Source organism: Rhodococcus sp. A14, assembly GCF_011603105.1.
In the GTDB taxonomy this organism is placed as follows: domain Bacteria; phylum Actinomycetota; class Actinomycetes; order Mycobacteriales; family Mycobacteriaceae; genus Rhodococcus_F; species Rhodococcus_F opacus.
Map to the genome: position 1 here is coordinate 1 of NZ_JAAOQS010000172.1, position 11937 is coordinate 11937.

The following is an 11937-nucleotide window of genomic DNA, read 5'->3' on the forward strand; positions in this document are numbered from 1 at the left end:
TGTTGCCGGCGCCGGGCGTAGAGGTCGATACGCGGGTGTTGTCGGGGTTCGTGGGGGAGCGGTTGCCGGGGTACATGGTGCCGTCGGCGATCGTGGTGTTGGAGTCGTTGCCGCTGACCCCGGCGGGGAAACTCGACCGCAACGCCCTGCCCGCACCGGTATTCGCCGCACGCTCGGCCGACATCGTGCGCCCGAAAACGGTCACCGAGGAGATACTCCTCGGGATCTTCCGTGACGTCCTCGGCCTCCCCGAACTGAGCGTCGACACCAGCTTCTTCGAACTCGGCGGCAACTCGCTGATGGCCACCCAGGTCGTGTCCCGCGTGAACGCCGCCCTCAGTGTGCGGATCGGGGTCCGGGACCTGTTCCAGTCGCCGTCGGTGTCGCAGCTAGCCGTCGCCGCGGCGAACACGAGCCCGCAACCCGACCCGCGGCCGGTGCTCGAAGCACGGCAACGACCCGACCGCGTGCCGCTGTCCGTCGCGCAGCAACGCATGTGGTTCCTCAACCAGTTCGACACGGCATCGCCCGCCTACAACCTGCCGATCGCGTTGAGGCTCACCGGCCCACTCGACCGCAATGCCCTGCGAGCGGCGCTCGACGACGTCCAGGAACGTCACGAAGCGCTGCGCACCGTCTTCCCCGACACCCCTGACGGACCCCACCAGCTGATCATGCCCGCCGTGAGTGTGCTGGCAGGCGACGATCCGATCGACGTCGACGCGGATTCGCTCACCGCCGCGGTGACGGCACTCGGCGGTGCCGGATTCGACCTCACCATCGACAGACCGCTGCGCGCCGGGCTGTTCCGTGAGGCACCCCACCGGCACGTTCTCGTCCTCGTGGTTCATCACATCGCCGCCGACGGCTGGTCGATGACGCCGCTGGCCGCCGACGTGATGGTCGCGTACGCGGCGCGGGCAGCCGGTCACGCACCTACCTGGGCACCGCTCCCGGTGCAGTACGCCGACTACAGCCTCTGGCAGCGGGACCTACTGGGTTCGGAAGACGACCCGAACAGCCTGTCCGCCAGGCAGATCGCCCACTGGCAGGCGGCGCTCACCGGTGTGCCGCCACTGATCGAGCTGCCCACCGACCGGACACGGCCCGCCGAGATGTCCCACCGGGGCGGGCGTGTCGAGTTCACGATCCCGGCCGACGTGCACGGGCGTCTCGTCGATCTCGCACAGAGCACCGGCACGACGCCGTTCATGGTGACGCACGCCGCGCTGGCGGTGCTGCTCCGCCGTCTCGGCGCCGGATCGGACATCGTGATCGGCACACCCGTCGCGGGACGCGGCGAGGAAGCGCTCGACCACCTCGTCGGCATGTTCGTCAACACCCTCGTGCTCCGCACGACCGTCGACCCCGGCGACACGTTCGGTGACGTACTCGCCCGCACCCGCGACGCCGACCTCGCCGCGTTCCAGCACGGCGACGTCCCGTTCGAGCGCCTCGTGGAGGTGCTCAGCCCCGCCCGGTCGTCGGCACACCACCCGCTCTTCCAGGTGATGCTCACCTTCCAGAACACGGCGAACACCCGGGTGGAACTCGACGGACTCGAGGTCGATGCCGCCGAGATCGACGTCCACGTGGCGAAGTTCGACCTACAACTCACCGTCGTCGAGCAGTTCGACTCCGCCGGCGTCCCCGCCGGGCTGGCCGTGCAACTGTCCTATGCGACAGACCTGTTCGACGAGGACACCGCCGTGTCGATCGGCGAACGGTTCGGCCGGCTCCTCGACGCGGTCGTCGACAACCCGCCGGTCTCGGTCGGCGACATCGACCTGCTCGACGCGGACGAGCGGTCCGCCCTCGCGGCGGCCAACGCAACGCACCACCCCGTGCCGGCGGACACCCTGGTGTCGTTGTTCGCGGCTCAGGCCGCCGCCACTCCCGACGCCGTGGCGCTGGTATTCGAGGACCGGTGGCTGACCTACGCCGAATTCGACAAGCACACCGACCGCCTCGCCCGCTACCTGATCGGAATCGGAGTGGGACCGGAGTCCGTCGTCGCGGTCGGGATACGCCGATCACTCGATCTGCTCGTCGCCATCTACGCGATCGTGAAGGCAGGAGCCGCATACCTGCCGATCGATCCCGATCACCCCGCCGAGCGCACCGCATACGTGCTCGACACCGCCCAGCCGGTGTGCGTGCTGACGCGCGCCGACGACACCACCTTCAGCACCGCGGCACCGGTGGTGAACGTCGACACCCTCGACCTCCCCGACGAGGACTCGGCACCGATCTCCACCACGCTCACCGCCGACAACACGGCGTACGTGATCTTCACGTCCGGGTCGACGGGCCGGCCGAAGGGCGTCGCCGTCACCCACGGTGCGATCGTGAACCGCCTGCAGTGGATGCAGCACGAATACCGGCTGACTTCGGACGACGCGGTGATGCAGAAGACTCCGGTGACGTTCGACGTGTCGGTGTGGGAGCTGTTCTGGCCGCTGCAGGTCGGTGCCACGCTGGTGATCGCCGCACCGGACGGACACCGCGACCCCGACTACCTCGCCACCCTCATCCGTCGGCACCGCATCACCACGATGCACTTCGTGCCGTCTATGTTGTCGGTGTTCACTGCCGAACCTGCTGCGGCGCAGTGCGATTCGTTGCGGTTGGTGTTCTGTTCGGGGGAGGCGTTGACGCCGGAGCAGGTGTCGCGGTTCCGGTCGGTCAGTCGTGCGGATCTGCACAACTTGTACGGGCCGACGGAGGCGGCGGTCGACGTCACGTACTGGGAAACCGGTGCGGCGGACACGGTGACGGTGCCGATCGGGCGTCCGGTGTGGAACACGCAGTTGCATGTGCTCGATGCCCGGTTGCATCCGGTGCCGAACGGGGTGGCGGGAGAGTTGTATCTGGCGGGGGATCAGCTGGCGCGGGGATATCTGAATCGTCCGGATCTGTCGGCGGACCGGTTCGTGGCGAACCCGCACGTGGCGGGTGGGCGGATGTACCGCACGGGTGATCTGGTGCGTCGCCGCCGCGACGGTGCGTTGGAGTATGTGGGGCGGACGGATTTCCAGGTGAAGTTGCGCGGTCAGCGGATCGAGTTGGGGGAGATCGAGACCGCGCTCGAGACCCATCCAGATGTGTCGCAGGCGGTCGTGGTGGTGCACCGCGACGACCGCGGCGAAGAGGCCCTCGTCGCCTACACGGTCGGGGCCGTGGACGTCGCGGCGACCGATCTCCGCGACCACCTTGCCCGGGTTCTCCCCTCGTACATGATCCCGGTGCACGTCGTGCACCTCGACACACTGCCGCTGTCGGTGAACGGCAAACTCGACCGCAAGGCCCTGCCCGCGCCGAATCTCGACGCGGCGACCACCGACTACGTGGCACCGCGGACGCCCGCCGAGATGATCGTGGCCGGTGTGTTCACCGAGATCCTGGGGGTCGAGCGGGCCGGCGTCCACGACCACTTCTTCGACCTCGGCGGCAACTCGCTCGTCGCCACCCGACTCGTGTCGCGACTGCGCACGGCGCTCGGCGTCCCGGTGTCGCTGCGCGACGTCTTCGATGCGCCGACCGTCGGCGCGCTCGCGCAACGGTACGAGGGCGTCGACCGAGACACGAACCCCTCGAGTCCCGCACTGGCCCCGCAGCTGCGGCCGGAGCGGGTGCCGTTGTCGCCCGCCCAGCAGCGGGTGTGGTTCCTCAACCAGTTCGATACCTCGAGCCCCGTCTACAACCTGCCTCTCGCCGTGCGGTTCTCGGGTGACCTCGACGTCACGGCACTGAACCGCGCGCTCCGTGACGTGCTGAACCGGCACGAATCGCTGCGCACCGTCTTCCCCGGCTCAGACACGGGACCCTGGCAGCGCATCCTCGACGCCCACGACGTCGACCTCGGCCTCACCGTCGTCGAGGCCCGGGAGGCCGACCTCGACAACTCGATCCGGACGTTCGCCCTCACCGGCTTCGACGTCAGCACCGAGATTCCCGTGCGCGCGCAACTGCTGCGCGTCCGGGACGACGAGCACGTGCTGACCCTCGTGGTGCACCACATCGCCGCCGACGGATGGTCGTTCGCGCCGCTGTCCCGCGACCTGATGCTCGCGTACGCCGCGCACAGCGGTGGCCACGAGCTACAGTGGACGCCGCTGCCGGTGCAGTACGCCGACTACACACTCTGGCAACGAGAACTCCTCGGCGAGGAGGACGACCCGAACTCCCGTTCCGCCCGCCAACTCTCCTACTGGGGAACCGCGCTGGCCGGGCTGCCGGACAGCATCGACCTGCCCACAGACCGACCCCGACCCGCCGTCGCGTCGAAACACGGCGCGACCCTGTCGTGGGAGGTCTCCGCGGAACTGCACCAACGCCTGCTCACCCTGGCCCGCACCCAGAACGCCACCCTGTTCATGGTCGCGCACTCGGCCCTGTCGGTACTGCTCAGCAGGCTCGGCGCGACCACCGACATCGCGATCGGCACGCCCGTCGCCGGACGCGGCGAACGCGAACTCGACGACCTGGTCGGCATGTTCGTCAACACCCTCGTCCTCCGCGCACAGGTGGACCCGGCATCGTCGTTCACCGCACTGCTGCAGCAGGTCCGCGACGTGGACCTCACCGCGTTCGCCCACGTGGATGTGCCGTTCGAACGTCTCGTGGAGCATCTGAACCCTACCCGCACGGCAGCCCACCACCCGCTGTTCCAGGTCGCGCTGTTCTTCCAGAACCACGCACCCGCACACCTCGAACTCCCCGGCCTGTCGGTGTCGAGCGAACCGGTCCTCCCCGACGTCGCCGCGTTCGACCTGCAACTCGTCCTCACCGACACCCACGGCGCCGACGGCAGCCCCGGCCCCATCGCCGCCGAATTCAATTACGCCACTGAACTGTTCGACGAGAGCACGATCCGCTCGTTCGGTGCACAGTTCGTCCGGATCCTCGAGGCGGTCACTGATGCACCGCAGACGCCGGTCGGCGACATCGCGATCGCCGACCCGACTGCGCGCCTCCGGGAACTGGCCGGGTGGAACGCCACGGACCACGAGGTTCCCGTCGCCACCCTGCCGGATCTGTTCGATGCGCAGGTGGCGCGCACACCCGGCGCGACGGCCCTGGTCTTCGACAGCGTTTCCCTGACCTACGCCGAGCTGGACGAGCGGGCGAATCGGCTCGCCCGGTATCTCGTGTCGTGCGGTGTGGGGCCCGAATCACGGGTCGCGCTGGCGATGCGGCGCTCGCTGGACCTCGTGGTGGGAATGTACGCCGTCGTCAAGGCGGGCGGCGCGTACGTGCCCGTCGACCCCGATCACCCCGCCGACCGCATCGGGTACGTGCTGCAGTCCGCCGGGCCGATCCGCGTCCTGACCACCACCGTGGATCAGCCCGCACCTCGGTCCGGCGTGGACGTGGTCACCATCGACGACCTCGACCTGACCGACTTCTCCGGCGCGTGCGTCACCGATGCCGATCGGGCGTATCCCCTGCGCGCGGACAACACCGCCTACGTCATCTACACGTCCGGGTCGACCGGTAAGCCGAAGGGTGTGGCGGTGCCGCACGCGGGCATCGTGAACCAGTTGGTGTGGATGCAGTCGGAGTACCCGCTCACCGCGCGGGATGTGGTGTTGCAGAAGACGGCGACGACGTTCGACGTGTCGGTGTGGGGGTTCTTCTGGCCGTTGCAGGTCGGTGCGGCGATGGTGTTGGCGAGTCCGGACGGGCACCGGGACCCGGGGTATCTGGCGGAGGTGATCGACGCGCAGGGGGTGACGGTCACCGATTTCGTGCCGTCGATGTTGGATGTGTTCGTTGCGTCGGTACCTTCCGGCTCGTGTTCGAGTCTGCGGCATGTGTTCGTGATCGGTGAGGCGCTTTCCCCCGAAACCGCAAGTCGGTTCCGGGCGCTGTCGTCTGCCGGGTTGCACAATCTGTACGGGCCGACGGAGGCCGCGGTGTCGGTGACGTACTGGGAGACGTCGGACGCCGACGACACGACTGTGCCGATCGGTGTGCCGGAGTGGAACACTCACGCGTACGTGCTCGATTCGCGGTTGCATCCGGTCCCGGTGGGGGTGCCGGGGGAGCTCTACCTCGGTGGCATCCAGTTGGCGCGGGGGTATCTGGGCCGGGTGGATTTGACGTCGGATCGGTTCGTGGCGAATCCGTTCGGTGATACCGGGGCGCGGATGTACCGGACGGGTGATCTGGTGCGGCGTCGGAGGGACGGGGTGCTCGAGTACATCGGGCGTACCGATTTCCAGGTGAAGTTCCGTGGTCAGCGGATCGAGTTGGGTGAGATCGAGGCGGTGTTGCGGTCGCATCCGGAGGTGACCGGTGCTGCGGTCCTCGTCTACTCGGATGCCGCGACGGGTGATCATCTCGTGGCGTATGTGGTTTCCGCGCCCGGTCGCGCTGTCGACGCCGCGGACCTGCGCCGGCACGCAGCGGGTGCGCTTCCGGCGTACATGCTGCCGTCGGTCGTGGTGCTGCTCGACGAGTTCCCGCTGAACACGAGCGGGAAACTGGACCGCACGGCCCTCCCCGCGCCGGAGTTCTCCTCGGCTGCAGGTGAATACATCGCACCGTCCACGAGTGTCGAGCACTCCGTCGCCGCGGTGTTCGGCACGGTGCTCGGACTCGACCGGGTGAGCGTCCACGACAGTTTCTTCGACCTCGGCGGCAACTCCCTGATCGCCACCCAGCTGGTGTCCCGGATCCGCAGCGAACTCGACGTGCCGCTCGCGGTGCGGGACCTGTTCGAGTCGCCGACCGTCGCAGAACTCGCGGCCCGACTGTCGCAGTCGGACAGTGCGGACACTCGACCGGCACTGACGCGGCGCGAGCGGCCGGAACAGGTTCCGTTGTCGCCGGCCCAGCAGCGCATGTGGTTCCTCAACCAGTTCGACCCGTCGTCTCCGGCCTACAACCTGCCGTTCGCGGTGCGGTTCACCGGGGCACTCGACCGGGCGGCACTCGAGGCGGCCATCGCAGACCTGATCGAACGCCACGAAACGCTGCGCACGGTGTTCCCGGATTCGGCGACCGGTCCGCACCAGGTCGTGCGCGACACCGCCGACGCACCAGTGAATCTGTCGGTCGCCGCCGTCGGTGAGGACGACCTGGAGACCGTCCTCGGACGATTCTTCACCACAGGTTTCGACGTCACGACCGACCTGCCCGTCCGCGTCACGCTGATCCGGGTGGGCGCCAACGACCACGTGCTGGCACTGGTGGTGCACCACATCTCCGGCGACGGCTGGTCGATGGCACCGATGGTGCGCGACGTGATGATCGCGTACGCGGCCCGCACACGGGGAGAGTGCCCCACCTGGACGGCGCTTCCCGTGCAGTACGCCGATTACGCCCTCTGGCAACGTGACCTGCTCGGCGAGGAATCCGACCCCGACTCGGTCGCGGCCCGGCAACTCGACTTCTGGGCGAACACCCTCGCGGGTGTTCCCGAGGAGCTGGATCTCCCGACGGACCGGCCGCGACCCGCGGAGCAGTCGTACCGCGGTCGGCACGTCGACTTCGCCGTCGACGCGTCGACGCACCGCGCGTTGGCTGCGCTCGCACAGTCCCGGCGGGCCACGCTGTTCATGGCGGTGCACACGGCGCTCGCCGTCCTGCTCGGGCGTCTCAGCGCCTCCTCGGACGTCACCATCGGCACACCCGTCGCGGGCCGCGGCGAACGCGAACTCGACGATCTGATCGGCATGTTCGTCAACACGGTGACCCTGCGGACCCCCGTCGATCCGGGTTCGGCGTTCACCGACCTGCTCGACCATGTCCGGGACGTGGATCTCGCGGCGTTCTCCCACGCCGACGTCCCGTTCGAACGGCTGGTGGAGGTCCTCAGCCCCACCCGGCACGCTGCCCGCCACCCGTTGTTTCAGGTGATGCTCACCTTCCAGAACCTCGAGCAGACCACACTCGAACTCGACGGACTCACACTGCGCGGACTCGACACCGACATCGACGTCGCGAAATTCGATCTGCACCTCACCCTCGTCGAGCGGTTCGACGCCGACGGCGATCCCGACGGGATCACCGCGCAACTGACCTACGCCTCGGACCTGTTCGACGAGGCCACGGCTGCCGCCATCGCCGCCCGATTCACCGCGATCCTCGATGCCGTCACCACGGACTCGGGCACGCGTGTCGGCGACATCGAATTGCTGGACGCCGGCGAGAGCGCCGCACTGACGCACTGGAACTCGACCAACCACGACGTTCCCGTCGCCACCCTGCCGGATCTGTTCGATACACAGGTGGCGCGGACTCCGGGTGCGACGGCGGTGGTGTTCGAGGACGCTGCGCTCACGTATGCGGAGTTCGATGCCCGGGTGAACCGGTTGGCGCGGTATCTGGTCGCGTGCGGTGTGGGGCCGGAGTCGCGGGTGGTGCTGGCGATGCGGCGTTCGCTCGACCTGGTGGTGGGGATGTATGCGGTGGTGAAGGCCGGGGGTGCGTATGTGCCGGTCGATCCGGATCATCCGGTCGATCGCATCGGGTACGTGCTCGACTCGGCGCAGCCGGTGTGTGTGCTGAGCACGTCCGCCGATCGCGGCGATCTTCCCGCCATGTTCCCGGTGATCGAAGTCGACGCGCTGGACCTGTCGGAATTCGGGTCGCATCCGATCACCGATGCCGACCGGGTCGCTCCGTTGCGCCCGTCCAATACCGCCTACGTCATCTACACGTCCGGGTCGACCGGTAAGCCGAAGGGTGTGGCGGTGCCGCACGCGGGCATCGTGAACCAGTTGGTGTGGATGCAGTCGGAGTACCCGCTCACCGCGCGGGATGTGGTGTTGCAGAAGACGGCGACGACGTTCGACGTGTCGGTGTGGGGGTTCTTCTGGCCGTTGCAGGTCGGTGCGGCGATGGTGTTGGCGAGTCCGGACGGGCACCGGGACCCGGGGTATCTGGCGGAGGTGATCGACGCGCAGGGGGTGACGGTCACCGATTTCGTGCCGTCGATGTTGGATGTGTTCGTTGCGTCGGTACCTTCCGGCTCGTGTTCGAGTCTGCGGCATGTGTTCGTGATCGGTGAGGCGCTTTCCCCCGAAACCGCAAGTCGGTTCCGGGCGCTGTCGTCTGCCGGGTTGCACAATCTGTACGGGCCGACGGAGGCCGCGGTGTCGGTGACGTACTGGGAGACGTCGGACGCCGACGACACGACTGTGCCGATCGGTGTGCCGGAGTGGAACACTCACGCGTACGTGCTCGATTCGCGGTTGCATCCGGTCCCGGTGGGGGTGCCGGGGGAGCTCTACCTCGGTGGCATCCAGTTGGCGCGGGGGTATCTGGGCCGGGTGGATTTGACGTCGGATCGGTTCGTGGCGAATCCGTTCGGTGATACCGGGGCGCGGATGTACCGGACGGGTGATCTGGTGCGGCGTCGGAGGGACGGGGTGCTCGAGTACATCGGGCGTACCGATTTCCAGGTGAAGTTCCGTGGTCAGCGGATCGAGTTGGGTGAGATCGAGGCGGTGTTGCGGTCGCATCCGGAGGTGACCGGTGCTGCGGTCCTCGTCTACTCGGATGCCGCGACGGGTGATCATCTCGTGGCGTATGTGGTTCCCGCCTCCGGTCGTGCTGTCGACGCCGCGGCATTGCGTGCGTACGCGTCCGGAGCATTGCCCTCGTACATGCTGCCGTCGGTCGTGGTGCTGCTCGACGAGTTCCCGCTGAACACGAGCGGGAAACTGGACCGCACGGCCCTCCCGGATCCCGAATTCGGCTCGAATGCAACCGAATACGTGGCACCCCGCAACGAGGTGGAGCAGAGGGTCGCGGACGTGTTCGCCGACGTCCTCGACGCCGGCCGGATCGGTGTGCACGACAGCTTCTTCGACCTCGGCGGCAATTCGCTGTCCGTCACCCGGGTGACCGCGCGCATCACCGAGGCGACCGGAACCCGGCTGTCGGTTCGTGACGTGTTCGATGCGCCCACCGTGGCCGCACTGGCGTTGCGCATCGACTCCACCACGAGTGCGGTGCGCCCGGGCCTGACTGCAGTGACCCGGCCCGCCCGCATCCCGCTGTCGCTCGCGCAGCAGCGCATGTGGTTCCTCAACCAGTTCGACGCCGACTCCCCGGCCTACAACCTGCCGTTCGCGGTGCGGCTGTCCGGCGCGATCGACACCGCAGCGTTGGCGGTGGCGTTCGACGACGTCGTCGAACGCCACGAAACGCTGCGCACGGTGTTCCCGGACGGCGGGGACGGCCCCGAGCAGATCGTGCTGCCCGCCTCCGACGTCTCTGTGACACTGCAGCCGGTCGACGTCACCGAAACCGACCTCCTCGGCCGAATGCTGGCGTTCGCGTCCCGCGGATTCGACGTCACCGCGGAGACACCCATACGGGCCACGCTGTTCCGCACGTCGCCCACCGAGCACGTCCTGGCGATCTCGCTGCACCACATCGCGGCCGACGGCTGGTCGTTCGGACCCCTCGGCCGCGACGTCATGGTTGCCTACGCGGCCCGCGCCGACGGTCATGCCCCGCAATGGGCGCCGCTCGAGGTCCAGTACGCCGACTACAGCGTGTGGCAGCGGGAGGTGCTCGGCAGCGAGGACGACGCCGAATCCGTCATGTCCGCCCAACTCGGATACTGGACGCACACACTCGCAGGCGTGCCCGACGCACTGCGCCTGCCCTTCGACCGGCCGCGTCCGGCTCAGCCGACGTACGCCGGGCGATCGGTGGGCTTCGGCATCGATCCCGAAACCCACTGCGGCATCCAGCGACTGGCCCGGGAACACGGGGCCACCACGTTCATGGTGGCCCACGCCGCATTTGCGCTGCTCCTGGGACGTCTGTCGGCCACCGACGACGTCGCGATCGGCACCCCGATCGCCGGACGCGGCGAACGCGCTCTCGACGACCTGGTCGGCATGTTCGTCAACACCCTCGTCCTGCGCACCGCCGTTCGCAGCGAAGACAGCTTCGCCGAGTTGCTCCACACGGTGCGCGACACCGACCTCGCGGCGTTCGCCCACGCGGACGTCCCGTTCGAGCGGCTGGTCGACGTGCTCGCCCCGACGCGCACCCCGGCCCATCATCCGATCTACCAGGTTGCGCTGTCGATGAACCCGGTACAGGCGGACGAGTACGAACTGCCGGGATTGCGGATCGGCGTCGAGGACGTGGATCCGGGGGTCGCCAAGATCGACCTCCAGTTGACGTTGGGCGAGAATCTCGACGACACCGGTGCACCGTCCGGGATCCGTGCCGAATTCACCTACGCCACCGACCTGTTCGACGAGTCCACCGTCCGCGACCTCGCGTGGCGACTGCAGCGGATTCTCGAGGCCGTGATCTCCGACCCGGGCACCGCAGTCGGTGATCTCGACCTACTCCATGACACGGAACGGGCAGCTCTCGTCCCGGCAACGGGCAGGCCCGGACTCGCACCGGTCACCGTGCCGGATCTGCTCGCGGGTGCTGTGCGCAGCAACCCGGACGGCGATGCCCTCGTTGCCCCGACAGCGGTCGGTGTGTCCGCGGGCGAAACCAGCACGCTCACGTACCGGGAATTGGACGCAGAATCGAACCGCCTGGCGCGACTGCTCGCCGCCATGCAGGTCGGCCCGGAGGTTTCCGTGGCGTTGGCGTTGCCCCGCTCCCGGGAGTCCGTCGCCGCAACCTGGGCGGTGGCGAAGGCGGGGGCGGCGTTCGTTCCGGTGGATCCGGGTTATCCGTTCGAGCGGATCGCGTTCATGCTGGAGGATTGTGGGGCGCCGATCGGGATCACCACGGCCGCGTTGCGGGAGGGTTTGCCCGACGCGACCCAGTGGATCGTGCTCGACGACGCGGAGTTTGTGTCTGCCGTTGCCTCGTATCCGGCGGATGCGGTCACCGACGCCGACCGCGCGGGTGTGTTGTCGGTGGATCATCCGGCGTATGTGATTTACACCTCGGGGTCGACGGGTCGGCCGAAGGGTGTGGCGGTCACGCATCGGGGTG

Annotated in this window: 2 protein-coding genes; one reads left to right on the plus strand and one right to left on the minus strand. The window is 68.3% G+C overall.

All coding sequences use genetic code 11. The features are described from left to right. Nucleotides 1–205, minus strand: a 205-nt coding sequence (locus G9373_RS48445; RefSeq protein ID WP_346842927.1) for a hypothetical protein, incomplete at its 3' end; no start/stop codon positions are given. Between G9373_RS48445 and G9373_RS43070 the strand changes: the two genes are divergently transcribed. Beyond that, nucleotides 186–11937: amino acid adenylation domain-containing protein (locus tag G9373_RS43070; protein WP_346842928.1), on the plus strand; the 11752-nt coding region annotated here is incomplete at its 3' end. The genes G9373_RS48445 and G9373_RS43070 overlap by 20 nt on opposite strands.